The sequence below is a fragment of the Mycobacterium sp. genome (assembly GCF_049647605.1).
Lineage (GTDB): Bacteria > Actinomycetota > Actinomycetes > Mycobacteriales > Mycobacteriaceae > Mycobacterium.
The window spans coordinates 66,597-85,201 of the sequence record NZ_JBARXZ010000017.1 but is presented as its reverse complement, the minus strand read 5'-3'; the positions used below and the strand labels follow the sequence as shown (position 1 = coordinate 85,201).

At 65.7% G+C, this 18,605-nt stretch carries 17 protein-coding genes; 11 read left to right on the top strand and 6 right to left on the bottom strand.

From position 1 onward, the window contains the following. Nucleotides 1-42 precede the first annotated feature (42 nt). Nucleotides 43-4,203: a SpoIIE family protein phosphatase gene (locus WBB07_RS02340; protein ID WP_526304366.1), complete on the top strand. Its 4,161-nt coding sequence runs from the start codon at nt 43-45 to the stop codon at nt 4,201-4,203. Then, nucleotides 4,203-4,520, top strand: a complete 318-nt coding sequence (locus WBB07_RS02335; RefSeq protein ID WP_526304364.1) for an STAS domain-containing protein — start codon at nt 4,203-4,205, stop codon at nt 4,518-4,520. Before WBB07_RS02340 ends, WBB07_RS02335 begins: the two co-directional genes overlap by 1 nt. A gap of 60 nt (nt 4,521-4,580) precedes the next feature. On the opposite strand, the gene WBB07_RS02330 is transcribed toward WBB07_RS02335, so the two are convergent. Together WBB07_RS02330 and WBB07_RS02325 are read right to left on the bottom strand one after the other, a co-directional pair. Beyond that, nucleotides 4,581-4,913, bottom strand: a complete 333-nt coding sequence (locus tag WBB07_RS02330; RefSeq protein ID WP_526304362.1) for a hemophore-related protein — start codon at nt 4,911-4,913, stop codon at nt 4,581-4,583. A gap of 134 nt (nt 4,914-5,047) precedes the next feature. Continuing rightward, nucleotides 5,048-5,800, bottom strand: a complete 753-nt coding sequence (locus tag WBB07_RS02325) for an alpha/beta hydrolase family protein (RefSeq protein ID WP_526304360.1) — start codon at nt 5,798-5,800, stop codon at nt 5,048-5,050. A 116-nt stretch (nt 5,801-5,916) separates the two neighbouring features. Here WBB07_RS02325 and WBB07_RS02320 point away from each other — a divergent pair, with 116 nt between their 5' ends. From WBB07_RS02320 to WBB07_RS02310, 3 genes are all read left to right on the top strand, one after another. Continuing rightward, on the top strand, nt 5,917-6,195 hold the full coding sequence (locus WBB07_RS02320) for a hypothetical protein (RefSeq protein WP_526304358.1): 279 nt from the start codon (nt 5,917-5,919) through the stop codon (nt 6,193-6,195). Between the two features lie 81 nt (nt 6,196-6,276). Beyond that, nucleotides 6,277-7,266, top strand: coding sequence for an SDR family NAD(P)-dependent oxidoreductase (locus WBB07_RS02315; protein WP_526304356.1), 990 nt, complete (start codon nt 6,277-6,279; stop codon nt 7,264-7,266). Between the two features lie 103 nt (nt 7,267-7,369). Beyond that, nucleotides 7,370-8,263 (top strand): DMT family transporter, encoded by an 894-nt coding sequence (locus WBB07_RS02310; protein WP_526304354.1) that lies wholly within the window; start codon nt 7,370-7,372, stop codon nt 8,261-8,263. Between the two features lie 14 nt (nt 8,264-8,277). Here WBB07_RS02310 and WBB07_RS02305 read toward each other — a convergent pair whose 3' ends face one another. The 4 genes from WBB07_RS02305 to WBB07_RS02290 are packed head-to-tail and all read right to left on the bottom strand — an operon-like array spanning nt 8,278 to nt 12,204. Further along, nucleotides 8,278-8,700 carry a PPOX class F420-dependent oxidoreductase gene (locus WBB07_RS02305; RefSeq protein ID WP_526304352.1) on the bottom strand — a complete coding sequence of 141 codons (423 nt, stop codon included), beginning with the start codon at nt 8,698-8,700 and terminating at the stop codon, nt 8,278-8,280. Between the two features lie 10 nt (nt 8,701-8,710). Further along, complete coding sequence (locus WBB07_RS02300) at nt 8,711-9,358, bottom strand: L,D-transpeptidase family protein (protein ID WP_526304350.1); 648 nt, start codon at nt 9,356-9,358, stop codon at nt 8,711-8,713. Between the two features lie 10 nt (nt 9,359-9,368). Further along, nucleotides 9,369-11,672, bottom strand: coding sequence for an isocitrate lyase ICL2 (aceA, locus tag WBB07_RS02295; RefSeq protein WP_526304348.1), 2,304 nt, complete (start codon nt 11,670-11,672; stop codon nt 9,369-9,371). Nucleotides 11,673-11,721: 49 nt separating this feature from the next. Further along, entirely contained in the window at nt 11,722-12,204 is a 483-nt protein-coding gene (locus WBB07_RS02290; protein ID WP_526304346.1) for a DinB family protein, read from the bottom strand. 166 nt (nt 12,205-12,370) lie between these two features. Here WBB07_RS02290 and WBB07_RS02285 point away from each other — a divergent pair, with 166 nt between their 5' ends. Genes WBB07_RS02285 through WBB07_RS02260 form a run of 6 tightly spaced genes read left to right on the top strand, consistent with a single transcriptional unit; the run spans nt 12,371 to nt 18,592 of the window. Continuing rightward, a complete protein-coding gene (locus WBB07_RS02285) occupies nt 12,371-13,132 on the top strand; it encodes an MlaE family ABC transporter permease (RefSeq protein ID WP_526304344.1) in 762 nt (253 codons plus the stop codon). Beyond that, a complete protein-coding gene (locus tag WBB07_RS02280; protein WP_526304342.1) occupies nt 13,129-13,980 on the top strand; it encodes an MlaE family ABC transporter permease in 852 nt (283 codons plus the stop codon). Before WBB07_RS02285 ends, WBB07_RS02280 begins: the two co-directional genes overlap by 4 nt. Nucleotides 13,981-13,983: 3 nt before the next feature. Beyond that, entirely contained in the window at nt 13,984-15,231 is a 1,248-nt protein-coding gene (locus WBB07_RS02275; RefSeq protein ID WP_526304340.1) for an MCE family protein, read from the top strand. 15 nt (nt 15,232-15,246) lie between these two features. Beyond that, nucleotides 15,247-16,275 carry an MCE family protein gene (locus WBB07_RS02270; RefSeq protein WP_526304338.1) on the top strand — a complete coding sequence of 343 codons (1,029 nt, stop codon included), beginning with the start codon at nt 15,247-15,249 and terminating at the stop codon, nt 16,273-16,275. Next, on the top strand, nt 16,260-17,372 hold the full coding sequence (locus tag WBB07_RS02265) for an MCE family protein (protein ID WP_526304336.1): 1,113 nt from the start codon (nt 16,260-16,262) through the stop codon (nt 17,370-17,372). The genes WBB07_RS02270 and WBB07_RS02265 overlap by 16 nt, the downstream gene beginning before the upstream one ends. Then, complete coding sequence (locus tag WBB07_RS02260; RefSeq protein WP_526304334.1) at nt 17,369-18,592, top strand: MCE family protein; 1,224 nt, start codon at nt 17,369-17,371, stop codon at nt 18,590-18,592. The genes WBB07_RS02265 and WBB07_RS02260 overlap by 4 nt, the downstream gene beginning before the upstream one ends. The last annotated feature ends 13 nt before the right edge of the window (nt 18,593-18,605 follow it).

Sequence of the window (18,605 nt, the reverse complement as noted above, 5' to 3'; positions counted from 1 at the left end):
ATATTTCGTGGTACCTCACGACGGCAGCGAGAGGACCATCAGGTGAGTGCAGGGCCCGAACCGTCGCTGTCCGGTGCCGCCGAGGTCTTCGGCAACGACTCCGACGTGGGTCCCGATCTGGCGCGGGTGGACTGGACCGGCACACCGCTGGGGGAGCCGGCCGGTTGGCCGCAGAGCCTGAAAACTGCCGTCCGGATCCTGCTGTCGTCACGCTTTTCGATGTGGATGGCGTGGGGACCAGAGCTGACCTTCTTCTGCAACGCGGCCTATCGCGATGACACCCTCGGCGCCAAATACCCGTGGGCGCTGGGCCGGCCGGCGAGCGAAGTGTGGGCTGAAATCTGGGACGACATCGCTCCCCGCATCGATCGGGTGCTGTCCACCGAAGAGGCCACCTGGGATTCGGCGTTGCTGCTGTTCGTACAACGGTCTGGCTACCCCGAGGAGTCCTACCACACGTTCTCCTACAGTCCGTTGCGCGACGACTCCGGTGCGGTGGTCGGGCTGCTGTGTGTGGTCAGCGAGGACACCGAGAGGGTCATCAGTGAGCGGCGGATGACCACGCTGCGTGAGCTCGGCGCCGAACCGAGAGTGCTGGCCGCCGAGGACAAACTGCTGACCGTGGCGGCAGATCGCCTGGGCCGGAACCTGCGGGACCTGCCGTTCACTCTCACCTATCTGTTCGACGGTCCGGACGCACGCCTGGTGGCCGCCAGCGGTATCACCCCGGGGCACCGTGGTGCCCCGCTGGTGCTGTCCGCCCAGGACCCCGGAGTGTGGCCCGCCGAGACGTTGCGTCAGGGGCAGTCCGCCTATGTCGACCTCACCGGCCCGGCCTTTGTCGGGTTGCCGACGGGGGAGTGGTCCGACCCACCTACTCAGGCGCTGCTGGTCCCGTTGACGCAACAGGGCAACGATCCGTGCGGATTCCTGGTGGCAGCGCTGAATCGCTTCCGTCCGGCCGACGACGGCTACCGCGGCTTCGTGGAACTGGTCGCCAGTCATCTGGCTGCCGAGATCGGTAGTGCACGCAGCTTCCGCCGCCAGCAGGAACGGGCTGAGGAGCTGGCCGAACTCGACCGCGCGAAGACGGCGTTCTTCTCCAACATCAGCCACGAGTTCCGTACCCCGCTCACGCTCATCCTCGGCCCGGTCAGTGACTTGCTCAACAGTCCGGACAGTTCCGGCGAGCGCACGCGGCAGGAATTGGAGGTGGTGCACCGCAACGGATTACGTCTGACCAAGCTTGTCAACACCCTGCTGGACTTTGCCAGGATCGAGGCGGGCCGGATACAGGCCAGCTTCGAACCGGTGGATCTGGCGGCCGGTACCGCCGAACTCGCCAGTGTGTTCCGGTCGGCGGTCGAACGGGCCGGTCTGGCTCTGGTGGTGGACTGTCCGCCGCTGGACGAGCCGGTGTATCTCGACCGCGACATGTGGGAGAAGGTGGTGCTCAATCTCCTCTCCAACGCGCTGAAGTTCACCTTCGACGGCGCGATCACCGTCGCGGTGCGGCGCGACGGCGACGACGCGGTGGTGACCATCGGCGACACCGGCGTCGGAGTCCCTGCGGTCGAGATGCCCCGCCTCTTCGAGCGGTTCCACCGCATCGAGAACGCGCGGGCGCGTTCCAACGAAGGCAGCGGGATCGGTTTGGCGCTGGTCAAGGAACTCGTCAATTCCCATGGCGGTTCCATCACCGCGGACAGCACCGAAGGTGTTGGGACCACGTTCACGATCCGGCTTCGCTTCGGCAGTGCGCATTTGCCGGCCGGCGCCGTGTCGGCTCCCGGCACCGAACGCTCCCCGTCGACCGTCGCCGACCCGTACCTGCACGAGGCATTGCGCTGGTTGCCTGCAGAGGTAACCGAGGGACTCGACCCGCTGCCTCCGGATCCGGGCCCGCAGGAAGGCGGCCTGCCCCCGACTCGGCTGCTGGTTGCTGACGACAACGCCGATATGCGGGACTACCTCGCCCGATTGCTCGGTGGCGCCGGATATGAGGTCACGCTGACGGTCGACGGCCAGGACGCGTTGGATGCTATCCGTGCCGACCTGCCCGATCTTGTGGTCAGCGACGTGATGATGCCACGACTCGATGGGCTCGGGTTGGTGACGGCGTTGCGCAACGATCCGCGCACCGCTGCGGTGCCGGTGCTGTTGCTGTCGGCGCGGGCAGGCCAGGAAGAATCGATCGAGGGACTGTACGCCGGCGCGGACGACTATCTGGTGAAACCCTTCGCCGCGGCCGAACTGCTGGCGCGGGTGCGCGCCAATGTCGAATTGTCCAGGCTGCGTAACCATCACGCGCGATGGCGTACCGCACTGGTGGACTCGCTGCAGGAGGCCTTTTTTGTGGCCGACGACCACGGCGCGGTGATCGAGATCAATTCGGCGTTCACCGACATCCTCGGGTTCGGCCCAGAGGGCTTGCCGTATCAACCTTCCCATCCGTGGTGGCCTGACGCCGCGAGCGATCCGAAGGCACATGAGATAGCCAAGGAGGCCTTCGCCGGCCTGCTCAGCCAGAGCCACGGGGAGTTCAAGCTGCCGGTCACGCACCGCGACGGCCACCGACTCTGGGTCAGTGCCAGCTTCAACCATGCAGCCGATCCGGACACCGGCCGCAATGTGATGGTCGGGACGTTGCGCGACGTCACCGCCGAGCACTACACGGTGCAGCGCCAGACCGTACTCGCCGAGCTGAATCAGCTTCTGGCCCAGGCAGATACCGTGGACGAGGCGTTAGGATCCGCGGCGGAGGCGCTGTGCCGGCTCTGGCACGCGCGTTCGGTGCTGGCGGCGGTGTTCTCCGATTCGGGCGACTCGGACGTGACCGCCGATGGACCGGCGATCATCTCTGCCGGTGAGGTCACCACCTGGAAGGGCCTCTCCGGGTCGGTCCGCCGGCGCATCGAGTCGCTGCGCGGCGGTGATCTGCTCACATTGGACGCCGCCGATCCGGGCCGTGCGGGTATCGCGGTGCACCATCCGCGCGGCGTGGCGGTGCTGTGGATCGAGTTGACCGAGGCGCGGCTGCTGAGCATCGAAGATCAGACGCTGTTGGCGATGCTGGCGGGACGACTGGGGCAGGGGCTGCAGCGGGTCCATCAACTCGATCAGCAGCGCGAAACCGCGTTGGCCCTTCAGCTCGCGATGCTCGGCCCGACCCGGTTGCCCAGCGGATTCGCCGTTCGCTATCAGCCGGCGTCGAGTCCACTGCAGGTTGGCGGCGACTGGTACGACGTCGTGGATCTCGGAGACGGCCGGATCGCGCTGATCGTCGGCGACTGCGTGGGCCACGGCCTGGCAGCCGCGACGGTGATGGGTCAGCTACGGAGCGCCTGCCGCGCGCTGCTACTCGAATCGGCCAGTCCCAGTGCGGCTTTGACCAGCCTTGACCGGTTCGCCGAACAGCTTCCCGGGGCGGCGTGCACAACGGCATTCTGCGCGGTCTTGAGTCCCGAGTCGGGAGAGCTGGTGTACTCCAGCGCTGGTCACCCGCCGCCGATCCTCGTCGGCGCCGACCGTAGCCTGCAACTGCTCGAGGATGCCCGAACGATCCCGCTCGGGGTGCGCCGCGACTGGGTCAGATCGGAGGCCCGCCTGGTGCTCCCGGCTCGCTCCACGCTGCTGCTGTATACCGACGGTTTGGTGGAGCGACGCCGAGATACGTTGGACGACGGGATACTTCGTGCGGCGGGGCTGGTCCAGGAAGGGCAGTCGGCGGCGCTCGACGAGCTGTCGAGTCGCATCATGTCCAGGCTGGCGCCCGACGGCGGATACCAGGATGACGTTGCACTGTTGCTGTACCGCCAGCCGGGGCCGATGCGGATGGATTTCCCGGCCGACGTCAGCCACCTGGCAGCTACCCGGACCGAACTGCGGGGCTGGTTGAGCCGCGCGGGTGTGGACACCGACCAGGCCCAGAATGTCCTGATTGCTGTCGGGGAAGCGGTGGCCAATGCCATCGAGCATGGTCATCGGGACAAGTCCGAGGGGCAGGTCAGCATCCTTGCCACCGCGCTGGTCGATCAGCTGCACATGACGGTGATCGATCAGGGGACGTGGAAAACCGCCCGGCCCGGCGCGGACATCACGCGCGGTCGAGGCGTGACCCTGATGCATGCACTCATGGACGACGTCACCATTCACTCCGACGCCGGCGGCACGACCGTGCACCTCTATACGAGGATTGGCTGATGGTCACGCCGCTGTCCCTGGATACCGCCCGCCGCGAGGACGGGTCGATGGTGCTGATCGCTGCCGGAGAAATCGACCTCAGTAATGTCGGCGCCTTCACCGAGGCACTCGGTCGCGCCATCGCCGCCGGCTCACCGGAGACGCTGGTGGTCGTGGATCTCGGCGCTGTCGACTATTTGGACAGCGGAGCCATCAGCGTGCTTTTCGAGCGGGTCGACAACCTGCGAGTGGTCGCCAATCCGGTGTTGATCCCGGTGCTCACCATCAGTGGGCTGACCCAGATGACAAGTGTGGAGCCGTCGCCGAACACACCCTGACCGAACGCGCAGAACCCGGGCATTTGGTCCATGCCCGGGTTCTGCGCGTGGATGGCGCCTTTAGTAGTTGGAGCAGCTGGCGGCGACCTGGTTGATCAGAGGCGTATAGCTCGCGAGCGCCGGATAGGCCTGGATCTGGGCGATCATCGCCCGCCGGCCATCCGGCGGTGAGGCCACCAGCTGCTGCAGCCACGAGACCGCGACCGGGCTCGAGGTGAGTTGACCCGAGGCTGTCGGCGATTGCGCGTTGAGCGCCGCCATGACCTGCGGGTAAGAGCAGCTGGAATTGACGATGGCCTCGACATCGGGCTGTGCCGCCGCGATCCCGCTACTTGCAGCCAATGCCACCATCGCGCCGCCGGAACAGAGGGCCAGTCTCCGCATCATCGACATACATCTACCTTTCATTACCGCCGCCCCCCGGGCGTGGTGAGTTTGACCTGCCACACGAGTTATCGCCACGCTATCAGCCTTTGTTAGCTGATTTCAGTATGAAGAATTGGGTCCGTGACGCAGCGGAACCGCGGTCACAGATAGGGGTCGGCCCAGGCGCTGATGATCCGGGCCGCTCGTGCCGCCTGGTTTCTCCCGGTGAGCAGGTGGTCGGCGCCTTCGAGCGAGACGAAGCTGCGCGGATGGCGGGCGGTCCGGAAGATATCGCTGGCATTGGCGATGCCGACAGTGTTGTCGGTCGGGGAGTGCATGACCAGCAGCGCTCGGCGCAGTGTGCGAATGCGCTCCCGTAGGTCGGCATTGCGGACGTCCTCGATGAAGTGCCGCTTGAGGGTCAGTGCCTTGCCTCCGGCGAGGAACGGTGCCTCGCCGTCGGCTTCGATGCGCTGCAGTAGCGCGTCGTAGTTCTTCTCGACGTGGGCCGGGTCGAACGGGGCTGCGACGCTGACCACCGCCGCCACCGATGGGCAGTCATGGGCAGCGGCGATCACGGCCGCCCCGCCGAAGGAGTGGCCCACCAGCAGGCTGGTCGACCGACCGGACTCGTTCATGAACTCCACGGCGCGCACGGTGTCGGCGACCTTGTGTGAGAACGAGCCGTCGCTCCAGTCGCCCGCGGACTGGCCGAGGCCCAGGTTGTCGAAGCGCAGCATGCCGATGCCTTCGGCGGCCAGCTGTTTGCAGATCCGGCTGGCCGCGGGGCAGTCCTTCCCCAAGGTGAAGCCGTGGGCGAATACCCCCCAGCCGCGAAGATCGCGTTCCGGTAGATCGATGATCCCGGCCAGGGCGGGTCCGGTGGTGCTGGGAAATGTCACACGTTCGGCCACAACGCTTATCCTTCCTCATCTTGGCGGCAGGACGGGTCGGTAAACGTTGGGTGAAGCCCTGGCAAATCCTGCAGGCGTGGGCTGCGGGAATCGCCGGGGCTGGCGATGATCGCAGGGTGGATTCTTTCGTAGCGGTTTATGTTGATCGGTCAGCCACCGTCGAGGCCGTCCACGACGCCGTTGCGACCTGCGCGATACCCGATGGGGTGTCACAAGTTGCGGTGGTCGGCACCGACACCTTCGACTGTCGTATCGCCGTGGACCTCAGCGGTGACTTCGACCCGGGCCGGGGTGTGGCGATTGCGCGGGCCTACGCCGCCGATCTGACAGGGGTGCTCGGCGCCCCGGTGTATTGCCTCGCCGATCTGTTGATGCGGGGCTACCAAGCCAGCTGATCGAAGCGGTTCATTTGCTCCGCCCGGCACCGGCCTCTCGGTTACCGTTCGACGTCGTCGGACTCACGGAGGAGGTCACGGGTGAAGGTTCTGGTCACCGGAGGTACGGGATTTGTCGGCGCCTGGACTGCCAAGGCGGTGCAGGAAGCCGGACACACCACCCGATTCCTGGTGCGTGACCCCGGCCGGTTGCGGACCAGCGCGCAGCAGATCGGTGCCGATATCAGTGACTATGTGGTGGGCGATATTGCCGACGCGACGTCGACGGCCGCCGCGATCGACGGATGTGATGCTGTTATCCACTGCGCGGCAATGATTTCCACTGATCCTGAACGTGCCGACGAGATGTTGATCACCAACCTGGAAGGCGCTCGGAACGTCCTCGGCGCCGCGGTGGCCGCCGAACTCGATCCGATCATCCACGTCTCGAGTTTCACCGCGCTGTTTCGGCCGGGACTGGAACTGCTGCACGCCGATCTACCGGTGGCCGGCGGATCGGACGGCTATGGCCGATCCAAGGCGTTGGTGGAGGCCTACGCCCGCGGTTTGCAGGACGCAGGCGCGCCGGTGAACATCACCTATCCCGGCATGGTGCTCGGCCCTCCGGCCGGCGACCAGTTCGGTGAGGCCGCCGATGGTGTCGAGGCCTCGGTGAAGATGCGTGGTGTGCCGGGGCGAAGCGCCGCCTGGATTGTTGTCGACGTCCGCGATCTCGCCGCGCTGTACGTCGCGCTGCTGCAGCCTGGGCAGGGGCCCCGCCGGTACATGGCCGGTGGCAAGCGGGTTCCGGTGGGGGAGTTGGCCACCATGATCGGTGAGGCCACCGATCATGGGCTGTTGGTGTATCCGGTTCCCGACACCGCTCTGCGGATGGTCGGGCGGGTGTTCGACCTGGTGGGTGATCAGTTGCCGTTCGAGACTCCCATCAACTCCGCCGCGATGCAGTACTACACCCAGATGCCGGAATCCGACGACTCTGCTGCCGAAAAGGACTTCGGGATCGTCACGCGCGATCCGGCGGAGACGGTCTCCGACACCGCTGACGGGCTGAAACGGGTCGGGCGACTCTAGCGGTTGCGGCGGTGCGCCGAGAACCTTCGGCCGGTACAGATTACGGTTGGGGTTCCGGCATCACCCGCTACGCCGGTCCGTGCCGGAAAGGATGTCACAAACGTTGGTCACGCACAGCTTGACCGTGGTGGCCGCGCTCCTCGCTGCGGTTTTCATGGCGATAGGGATCGTGGTGCGGCAGCGGGCGACGTTGGATGTTCCGCCCGAGGCGGGTGTCAGCCCGGTGATGTTGCAGACGTTGGTCCGCCGGCCGTTGTGGTGGGCAGGTACTGCGTCCGCGGTCGTCGGGTACGGCTTCCAGGCGTTGGCGTTGATGCACGGTTCGCTGATCCTGGTCCAGCCGCTGTTGGTGTCGGCGTTGTTGTTTGCGTTGCCGCTGAGCGCCCGGCTGTCGGACCGGCGGGTGGCGGTCAGCGAGTGGACCTGGGCGGTGCTGCTGACATTCGCGTTGACGATTTTTGTGCTGTTGGCGCGCACCCAACCCGGCGAGTACGACGTCCCGCTGAAGACCCTGGCGATCCTGCTCATCTGCACCTCGGTTTTCACGGTGCTGCTGGTCGCGATGGCGGTGCGGGTTTCGGGTACCGCGCGGGCAGTCCTGCTCGCGGTTGTGGTGGGGGTGCTCTTCGGTGTGATGGCGGTGCTCACCAAGGTGGTGATGCACGCTGCGACCCGCGCGGGCCTGGGCGCCGTGCTCGCCTCGCCAGAGCTGTATCTGCTGGTCATCGTGGCGGTGGTCGGGACGGTCCTGCAACAGTCGGCGTTCCATGCCGGCGCGCTGCAGACCTCGGTGCCGACCATGCTGGTGCTGGAGCCGGTGGTGGCGGTGATACTAGGCGCGGTGATGCTGTCCGAGGACGTCTCGGTGTCCGGTCTGGAGGCTGCGGCACTGTTTGTCACCGGTCTGGCCATGCTGGCGGCGACGATCGCGCTGGGCCGTGGTGAGGGCGCCTACGAGGACAAGCTCGAAGCCACTGCGGGCGAGCGCGTGGCCTGACTGTTCTTCTCGCTTCACCGGGTGACGTTGAACGCCTTGATCACCTTGTGCGGCCGCACGTGGACGATCAGTTCGCCCGGCACACCGTTGCGCCGACCGAACTCTTCGCCGCGTTCGGTTCCCATGTAGCGGCCACCGATCCGGGTGGCGATGTCGAGCAACGCATCGGCGTCTTCGCTGAGTTCGGCCACTCCCTGGATCTGAACGAAGGAGAACGGTGGATGCGGGTCGTCGACAGTGATCGTCACCCGAGGGTCGCGCCGTAACGCCTTCCCTTTTGCCGAGCCGGCGGCGGTGTTGAACACCACCCCGTCGCCGTCGGCGAGGAACCAGACCGGTGCTACCAGCGGCCGGCCGTCCGAGGCCAGATAGCCGAGCATTCCGGTGCGGGTTCCGGTCGACAGGAATTCGACGACGTCTGCGGGCAGAGTTCTCATGCCGATCTCCTCACTCAGGTGCGGGCGCGTTGATACCGATGGTGATTTCCGGTGCCGCTGCCGGGTCCAGCCAGTTCAGCACCGAGCGCATCTCGTCGTGACCGATGGCGACACAACCCCAGGTGGGATCACCGTCGGTGACGTGCAGGAAGATGCCGGCCGACCGTCCCGGTATGCGGTGCCGATTGTGCTCGATGAGGACCGCGTAGTCGTAGATGACACCAGAGTCGTACAGATTCTCGGCATCGTCGGACGGGCTCTGCTCGCCGTGGACGTGCAAGTTGTATGTCGGTGACTCGGGTTCTTCGTCCCACCAGTCCTCATCGGTGGTCTGGAAGTACGGCATCGCGGTGCCGGGATTCGGCAGGCGGCCAAACGACTGCCCGAGCGGAAACGTCCCGATCGGGGTGCGGAACACGTCGTCGGCGGGCGCACCGACCCCGATTTCTCCCAGATCGGCATGGGTGGGTCCCAATACCGCGTGCCATTGGTCACCGGTCCGCTGGTAGGCGGTGAGCGTGCCCGTCGGGGAGCTCGCATCGGGAACGCTGACAACGATGCGCTGAGTGGTCGGAGCCGGCTGCGCGCCCACCCGGCCGGGAACAGCCAGACTCAGCGTAGCGAGCATCAGGGCAAGGACGACGGCGCGCAGCGGCACGGCCAGAAGTCTATGACCGCCCAGCGGGTGAGTCGTCCTTGCGGATCAGTTTCGACAGAGCTTCCCGGTCGGGGGCCAGCAGCTCTTCGATGCGGGGCTGGTTGACGTCGGCGACGATGATCTCTCCGACTTCCTGATAGACGTCGCTGAAGATGCCGTGGGATTTCATCTTCTCTGTTTGGTAGATGTTGTCCTCGGTCGGTGTCACGTAGTAGACGATCTCGGCCTTGAACCGGTGGATCAGCCAGAGGTGGATGATGTCCATCAGCCGCTTCTTCCGCAGCTTCTCGGCAAACGTGTTCTGGTCGCGCACGGTGAGGATGCTGCGACCGTGCCGATCTTTGATCGGGTCGACAACCACGTTGGCAAGAGGCTCATCACCTTCGCCGTAGATCCCGAGATCGAGCACGTCGGAGCCGGCGCGGCGGGGACGCAGCTGCACCCTCAGCTTTTCGCCCAGCTGATAGTGATCGCTCCACAGCGCCAGCCACTCCTCGAGGAGCTTCTTCGGCACTTCGGTCTGCACCAGGTGCTGGTGTTGAGTGGAGCCCTTGCCCATTGCCTTGGTGGTGGCGGTACGGCCCGACGACGCCGCCAGCGCGGCGTCGCTTCGGGGGCCACCGACCAGGGTCTGCGGTGTCCGGTACGGCGATTCGACGAGGCGCATCTTGCGTTGCAGCCGTGCCAACGCCAGCATGCCCTCCTGCCGCAGTGCGGTGGCGAACTCCTCGCAGGCCACGCCGTCGACTTGGTGGCCGCCGTAGGTGATGAAGTTGAAGACGAACCCCATCTTGCCCAGTTCCTCTGGGAACGCCCGCATCTCATCGTCGGTCATCCCGGTGGTGTCCCAGTTGAACGAGGGCGACAGATTGTAGGCCAGCATCTGCTCGGGGTAGACGGCGTGGACGGCGTCAGCGAACTGGCGGGCGTCGGCCAGGTCGGCGGTCTTGGTCTCCATCCACAGGATGTCGGCAAACGGTGCCGCCGCCAGGGATTTGGCGATGGCGTACGGAATGCCGCCGCGCACCTGGTAGTAGCCTTCCGGGGTTTTGGCCCGCTCGCAGTCCCAGGCCACGTCGGCGCCCAGCTCCTTGGCCTTCGCGCGGGCGGTGAACAACGGAGCATCGGCGGCGAACTTCCGCCAGTCCGCGGCGCTCATTGCCGCGGATTCACCTTCTCGCGAACGGAATTCGAGCAGTTCGGCAACGGCCTCGCCGTAGGTCTGCAATCCCGAATCCAACTGCCAGGCGTCGATGAACTTCGACTCGACCGCGTCGAACACCGCATCGATGGAAGTGGCTCTACCGTCCAGCCAGGAAGCGGCGCCTTCGTCGATCGCGGCCGTCAGCCCTTGGCGGTCCAGCCAGGCTCCCGCGGCCTCGTACTCGCCTTCGGGCAGGGCATAGAGAAGATGACCGTTGAGCTCAGTGGCGCCCCGATCGTGGAAACGCCGCATCACCGCCAGGAAACAGGCCTTGTACGACGGGATCTTGAGGTTGGTGGCACCGAGCAGGAACGGTTGGTCCCGTTCGTCGGCGCGGCTGTCGATGAGGTTGGCGGCTTCGGCATCGGTGCGCGCGACGATGATGCCGGGTACCGCCATGATGTCGAGTTGGAAGCGGGCGGCGTTGAGACGCTTGAGTTGCTCATCCGAGGGCACCAGCACCTTGCCACCCTGGTGGCCGCATTTCTTGGTGCCCGGACGCTGGTCTTCGATGTGGTAGCCGGGCACGCCTGATTCGACAAATCGGCGAATCAGGTTGCGTACGTGAGGATCTCCGCCGTGACCGGTATCGGCATCGGCGATGATGAACGGGCGGTAGTCGTAGGCAGGAGTGGTAGCGCGTTGGTCCTCGGTCATCTGCAGCCGCAGATACTGCTGATTGCGGTCAGCGGTCAGCAGAGCGCGGACCAGGCTGGCAGCCTCGTCGGGTACCTGGCTCAAGGGGTAGCTGGCCAGATCGGGACCAGGGTCCTCGCTGATCGAGCCCTTGGCCGAGGTCGCCCAGCCGCCGAGGTAGATGCCTTCGATACCCATCCGCTTCATCACGACGCCCTGGCCGGGGGAGTACGGTCCGAACGAGGTGATGCTCTTCTTCTGGGCGAAGAGTTCACGCAGGCGGGCGTGGAAGGCGGCGGCGGCCTCGCGCGCGACGGGGTAGTCAGCGGCGATGGTGCCACGTTGCTCTACAACCTGGCGCGCGCTGAAGAGCCGGGTGATGCCGTCGAATCGCGGGCTGTCGAAATACTGCTGTACTGCCGTCACCTCGTGATCGAATGGAGTCTGGGCAGTTGCGTCGGCCTCGATTGCCATGGCTCACGCTCCTCGTCGAGCTCGCTGTTACCTGGGCAGACTGCCGAGTCTAGCCACGTCCGACCGCGCCGTCGGTCAGTTCGCGCAGGATGTCCAGATGTCCGGCGTGACGAGCTGTCTCTTCGATCATGTGCGTCAAGGCCCAGCGCATCGAGGGACTGCTACCGCCTCGGCTGGGTCGGGGCGACGGGGCGCTGAGATCCTCCCAGGCTGCGATGACGGAGTTGGCGTCTGCCGTTGTGGCTCGGTAGGCGGCGACCAGTGCGGAGACGGACTCGTTGGGGTCGGCGTGGAAGGTGGACGGCCAGTCGTGCACGTGCTCGCCAAGGAAGGTGAACCGCTCCACGTAGGTGAGGTGCTTGAGCAGGCCGAGGAGATTGGTTCCCGACGGAACGCCCGGTTGGCGGACCAACGGCTCGGCAACGCCCTGCACCTTGGCGACCACGCACTCGCGCAAGTAGTCGAGGAAGCCGACCAGGACCTCCTTTTCGGTGGGGCTGGTCGACGGTGGTGGCAAATCCGTGCGGCTCATCGGAGCAGTATGCGTGACGGTGACTGGTCGCATAGCACATCTGCAATTGCGAGCCACATCACAGTTTCCGTGTCAAAGATGGCGTGCTGCGCCAGTTTTCACATCACCGGATCCACATGAGGTAGCCCACCACGGCGCTCGGCAAACCGCTACTGTCTCGCGGGTGATGCCGCGTAGCCTTGCCAAACCCGCAACGGCGGTCGGCGGCTTCTTCGCGATGTCCCTCGACACCTTCGCGATGATGTTCCGTCCGCCGTTCGCGTGGCGGGAGTTTGTGATGCAGACCTATTTTGTCGCGCGGGTCTCGATCGTTCCCACGATCATGCTGGCGATCCCGTTCACGGTGCTGGCCGTCTTCATCCTGAACATCCTGCTCGTCGAGTTCGGCGCCGCCGACTACTCCGGTACCGGAGCCGCGCTCGGCGCCATCACCCAGATCGGACCCGTGGTGACGGTTCTGGTGGTTGCGGGGGCCGGAGCGACGGCGATGTGCGCCGATCTGGGTGCCCGGACCATCCGTGAGGAACTCGACGCCATGCGGGTGCTGGGAATCCAGCCGATCCAGGCGTTGGTCGTGCCGCGGGTGCTGGCCGCGACGCTGGTGTCGATCCTGCTCAACTCGATCGTCGCCGTGGTGGGGATCGCCGGGGGTTTCGTCTTCTCGGTGTTCGTGCAGAACGTCACCCCTGGTGCGTTTGTTGCCGGTATGACGTTGCTGACCGGACTGCCGGAGATCCTCATCTCGCTGATCAAGGCCGCACTGTTCGGTCTGATCGCCGGTCTGATCGCCTGCTACAAGGGGATATCGGTGGGCGGCGGCCCGGCCGGTGTCGGCAACGCGGTCAACGAGACCGTGGTGTTCGCGTTCATGGCGCTGTACCTCATCAACGTCGTGGTGACGGCTGTGGGCGTCAAGGCCACGATGTGAGTATCGAATCACCCTCCCGATCACTGGGTTTCGGTGACCGGCTGAATCGCCGACTGCGCGGACTCGATCAGCTGGGAGAGCAGACCGCCTTCTACGCGCAGTCGGTGCGGTCGGTGGGGGACGCGTTCCTGCACTATCGCGCCGAGATCCTGCGACTGGTGGCACAGATGAGCCTCGGTACCGGAGCGCTGGCGATGATCGGCGGCACCATCGTCATCGTCGGATTTCTTGCGCTGGCGGCGGGAGCCCTGATCGCGGTCCAGGGTTACAGCCTGCTCACCGGCATCGGCGTCGAAGCGCTGACCGGCTTCACCTCCGCCTACCTCAACGTCCGGCTGATCGCCCCACTGACAGCGGGGATAGGCCTGGCAGCCACCATCGGCGCCGGTGCCACCGCCCAGCTCGGTGCGATGCGGATTTCCGAGGAGATCGACGCTCTGGAGGTCATGGGCATCCGGTCGATGTCCTATCTGGTGTCCACCAGATTGGTGGCCGGTGTGCTGGTGGTGGTCCCGCTGTACTGCGTGGGGGTGTTGATGTCCTTCGTGGCGGCTCGGCTGGGCACCACATTCGTCTACGGCCAGTCCACCGGCGTCTACGACCATTACTTCGACACCTTCCTCAACCCGACGGACCTGCTGTGGTCGTTGGGAATGGCAGTTGCCATGGCAATTGTGGTGATGGTGATCCACACCTACTACGGCTACACCGCAACGGGCGGACCGGCCGGGGTCGGCGAGGCTGTCGGGCGGGCGGTACGCGCATCGTTGATTGCCGTCGTCTTCATCACTTTGGTGGTCTCGCTGTCCGTGTACGGGCAGTCCGGCAACTTCCACCTGTCGGGATAGCCGGTGAACTCTTCTCGACGGGTCCACCCCCGGGTGTGGGGGCTGCTCCTGATAGTCAGCATCGTTGCGATGATCGCCCTGACCGCTGTCCTGTTCGGCGGTTCACTGCGGTCATTCGTTCCGGTGACGCTGATCAGCGACCGTTCGGGTCTGGTGATGGAACCGGGCGCGAAGGTCAGGTTGCGCGGGGTCGAGGTCGGTCGCGTGGCGACGGTGGCCCGGGAGCATCGGGCGGCCACGCTCGCGTTGGATCTCTATCCCGATCAGGTCCAGTTCATCCCCGCCGATGTCGAGGCGGAGATCAAGGCGACCACCGCCTTCGGTGGGAAGTTCGTCGATCTGGTGCTGCCGCCCGATCCCAGCGCCGGCCCGATCGCGGCGGGTGACGTGGTGCGCTCCCGCAACGTGACGTCGGAGGCCAACACGGTGTTCGACAACCTGGTGCGGCTGCTGGACCAGATCGATCCGGCCAAGCTCAATGCCATCGTCTCGGCCCTCTCGGACGGGTTCGGTGGCCAGGGCCGCCGGCTCGGTGAGGCGATCACCGCTTCCAATGAGGTTCTGGCGGTGCTGAATCCGCGTGCGGACATGGTGAGCCGCGATCTGGTGGCGTTGCGGGACGCCGCGGCCGCATACGGCGTGGCAGCACCGGACCTGCTGCGTGCGCTGGACGCCGTTTCCACGACCAGCGTGACTGTCACCGCCCACGCCACCCAGCTGGATGCCCTGCTGGCCGGAGTGATCGGCCTCTCCGATAGCGGGCTCGCCCTGATCGCCCCGAACCAGGACAATCTGGTCCGCGCGATCAACGTGCTGGAACCGACAACCGGCCTGCTGCACAAGTACGACCCGGTGTACACCTGCGCCTTGACGGGCGCCGTCGAACAGCTCAACGGACTCGGCGACGGTTACCGCGTGACCGGCGGGAACGGCAGGACGGCGATGCTCGACGCCGGGCTGCTCTTCGGTGACGACCAGTACCGTTTCCCGGATCATCTGCCGATCGTGGCTGCCCAGGGGGGACCGGACGGTCGGCCGGGATGCGGGTCGCTGCCATTGGTGTCCGAGAAGTACCCGGTGCGTCAACTGGTCACCAACACCGGGTGGGGTGGCGGCCAGGACATCCGCACCAACCCGGGCATCGGGTTCCCGGGGTGGGCCAATTACTTCCCGGTGACGCGGCCGGTCCCTGAGCCGCCCGTCGTGCGTGACGTCGCGCCGGCCGGCCCGGCACCCGGTCCAGCAGGCTAGGCAGGAAGGATTCCGATGCACAACGATCTGGGCAAGGCGCTGCGATGGCTCGCTGTCTTCCTCACCGTATGTCTTGCTGGTCTTTTTGCGTTGGTTGCCGCGTTCGGGGAGCTGCGGTTCGAACCGCAACACACCTATCAGGCTGATTTCCACAATGTTTCGGGCCTCAAGGCCGGCAACTTCGTGCGGATCGCCGGTGTCGAAGTCGGCAAGGTCGACGCCATCACCGTGCGGCGTGACGGCACCGCGGTGGTGAGGTTCAGCACCGACGACACCGTGGTGCTCACCAGGGGAACCAAGGCACTGGTGCGTTACGCAGATCTGATCGGCGGACGTTTCCTGGCACTCGAGGAGGGCGCCGGGGCCACCGAACGTCTCCAACCGGGGCAGACGATCTCGCTTGCCCAAACCGCTCCGGCTCTGGACCTCGACGCCCTCATCGGTGGCTTCCGGCCGCTGTTCCGGGCACTGGATCCCGATCAGGTCAATGCGCTCACCGGCGAGCTGATCCAGGCCTTCCAAGGGCAGGGTCCAGGTGTGTCCTCATTGCTGCGACACACCGCGGAGTTCTCGCATCGGCTCGCCGAACGCGACGCGCTGATCGGGCAGGTCATCACCAATCTCGACACGGTGCTGGGCTCATTGAACAGACGCAGCTTGCAATTCGACACCGCGGTGAGCACATTGAGTCGTTTGGTCAACGGGCTGGCCGAACGTGGAACCGACATCGCCAACTCGATCACCGCCACCAATACCGCCGCCGTCACGGTGGCCGACCTGCTGACACAGGCCCGCGAACCGTTCACCCGGGTGGTGGCCGAAACCGACCGGGTGTCGGCGATCGCGGTGGCCGACAAGGACTACCTGGAGAATTTCTTGGACACCCTGCCGGATGCGTACCGGATGCTCGGCCGTCAAGGTCTCTACGGCGACTTCTTCACCTTCTATCTGTGCGATCTGGCGCTGAAGGTCAACGGTCAGGGCGGCCAGCCGACGTACATCAAGCTGGCCGGCCAGGACACCGGGCGGTGCGCACCCAAGTGAAACCGTTCTCTGATCGCAGACCTGCGATGGTCGGTGTCGTAGGCCTCGGAGTCACAGTGGCCGTGGTCGTGACCGCGCTCAACTACGACAAGGTGCCCTTCATATCCGGAGCCACGACCTACTCGGCCTACTTCGGAGAGATCGGCGGCCTGGCGGTGGATGCCCCGGTCCAGGTGTCCGGTCTCGAGGTGGGCAAAGTCTCGAAGATGTCGCTGGACCGTGGAAAGGTGTTGGTGGAGTTCAACATCGATGACGACATCTTCGTGGGCGACCGGTCCGAGGCGGTGATCAAGACCAACACCGTGCTCGGCGCTCGGGTCATCGACGTGACCACCCGCGGCGAGGAACCTCTGCAGGCTGCGATCCCACTGGAACGCACGACGGCGCCCTACGAACTGCCCGCGGCCCTGACCGAGCTGACCACCACCGTCGACCAGATCGATACTGTGACAGTCTCCGATTCACTGGCGACGCTGACGGAAACATTTCAGAACACGCCGGTGGACCTGCGAGTCGCCCTCGACGGGGTGGGCCGACTCTCCGAGAGCCTGGCACGCCGCGATGACCGGTTGCGCAGTCTGCTGGCAGGCGCCAACGAGGCGACAGGGGTGCTGGCCAGGCGCACCGACGACGTGGTCCGCCTCATCGGCGACTCCCAAACGTTGTTGCTGGCATTGCGCGCCCAGAGCGACTCCCTGGACACCATCGCCGGCAACATCACGGCACTGGCCGGGCAACTGCAAGCGTTCATCGCCGACAACCGCGAGCAGTTCACCCCGGCGCTGGAGAAGCTCAACGGCGTGCTGGCCATCGTCGACAGCCGCCGGGACAAAATTCAGGACTCGATCAAGCGACTGAACAGCTACACGATGTCGCTCAACGAATCGGTGTCCTCGGGGCCGTTCTTCAAGTCCTACGTCGCGAACCTGCTTCCGGGACAGTTCATCCAACCGTTTGTGGACGCCGCGTTCGCAGATCGCGGCTTGGACCCGAACGTGCTCTCACCCAGTGAGCTCTTCGATCCCCAGGTCGGCCAGCCCGGGACACCGGCACTGCCCCTGCCGTTGCCGAGGACCGGACAGGACGGGACGCCATGATCACGCGACACTCCCGACGATCGGTGCTGGCGGCCGTCCTGGTGATGTCTTTGATCGCCGGACTGGTGGTGGCAGTGCGTCCGGAGACGGTCAGCGGTCGCACCCAGGTGGTGGCATATTTCTCGGCGACCAACGGTCTCTACGAAGGCGACGAGGTTCGGATCCTGGGGATGCCCGTCGGCCGGATCGACCGCATCGAACCGCAGCCGCAGCGGGTCAAGGTGTCGTTCTGGGTCGACGCCCAATACCCGGTGCCCGCCGAAGTCAACGCGGTGGTCATCTCGCCGGCCCTGGTCAGCGCCCGGGCGATCCAGCTCACCCCGGCATACCTCGAGGGCGCCAAACTGGTCAGCGGCGCCGTTATCCCGGAAGAGCACACCGCGGTTCCCGTCGAATGGGATGACCTGCGAGCCCAATTGGAGAAACTCACTGCAGCGCTGCAACCCACAGAGCCCGGCGGCGTCAGCACCTTGGGTGCGTTTGTCAGCACCGCCGCGGACAATCTGCGTGGGCAGGGCAGCACCTTCCGGGCCACGATCATCGAACTCTCCCGGGCGCTTTCGGCGCTGGGGGATCACCGAGACGACATCTTCGCCACGGTGCGGAACCTGGCGGCGCTGGTCTCGGCGCTGGAGGGAAGCGCTGACCTGATGGCAGATCTGAACCACAATTTTGCCGCCGTCACCGCCACCCTGGACGATGGCCCGGACGAGATCGGCGCGGCCATCCGGGCTATCGCCGATGTTGTGGGGGATGTGCAGTCCTTCGCCGGTCAGAACCGCGAAGCACTCGGCGCCACAGCGGATCTGCTGACCTCGGTGACCACCGCCGTCACCGAGAGTCTCGATGACATCAAACAGACGTTGCACATCGCCCCGACCACGCTGTCGAATTTCATCAACATCTATCAGCCCGCCCAGGGGTCCCTCAGTGGTGCCTTGGTGGTCAACAACTTCGCCAACCCGGTGTCGTTCATCTGTGGAGCCATCCAGGCGGCCTCGCGCAAGGGCGCCGAGGAGTCGGCAAAGCTGTGCGCCCAATATCTGGCGCCGGTGATCAAGAACCGGCAGTACAACTTCCCGCCACTGGGCGTCAACCCCTTTGTCGGTGTCCAGGCGCGCCCCGGGGAAATCACCTACAGCGAGGACTGGCTGCGACCCGGGTACGCGCCCCCTGCCGATCCGGCGGACGGGCTGGCCGGACTGATGGTGCCGCAGTGAGCCGGATCGAGAT

Coding starts and splice junctions, on each gene's coding strand:
- WBB07_RS02335 (WP_526304364.1), top strand. CDS start 4,203: ATGGTCACGCCGCTGTCCCTGGATACCGCCCGCCGCGAGGACGGGTCG.
- WBB07_RS02330 (WP_526304362.1), bottom strand. CDS start 4,913: ATGTCGATGATGCGGAGACTGGCCCTCTGTTCCGGCGGCGCGATGGTG.
- WBB07_RS02305 (WP_526304352.1), bottom strand. CDS start 8,700: ATGAGAACTCTGCCCGCAGACGTCGTCGAATTCCTGTCGACCGGAACC.
- aceA (WP_526304348.1), bottom strand. CDS start 11,672: ATGGCAATCGAGGCCGACGCAACTGCCCAGACTCCATTCGATCACGAG.
- WBB07_RS02290 (WP_526304346.1), bottom strand. CDS start 12,204: ATGAGCCGCACGGATTTGCCACCACCGTCGACCAGCCCCACCGAAAAG.
- WBB07_RS02285 (WP_526304344.1), top strand. CDS start 12,371: ATGCCGCGTAGCCTTGCCAAACCCGCAACGGCGGTCGGCGGCTTCTTC.
- WBB07_RS02270 (WP_526304338.1), top strand. CDS start 15,247: ATGCACAACGATCTGGGCAAGGCGCTGCGATGGCTCGCTGTCTTCCTC.
- WBB07_RS02260 (WP_526304334.1), top strand. CDS start 17,369: ATGATCACGCGACACTCCCGACGATCGGTGCTGGCGGCCGTCCTGGTG.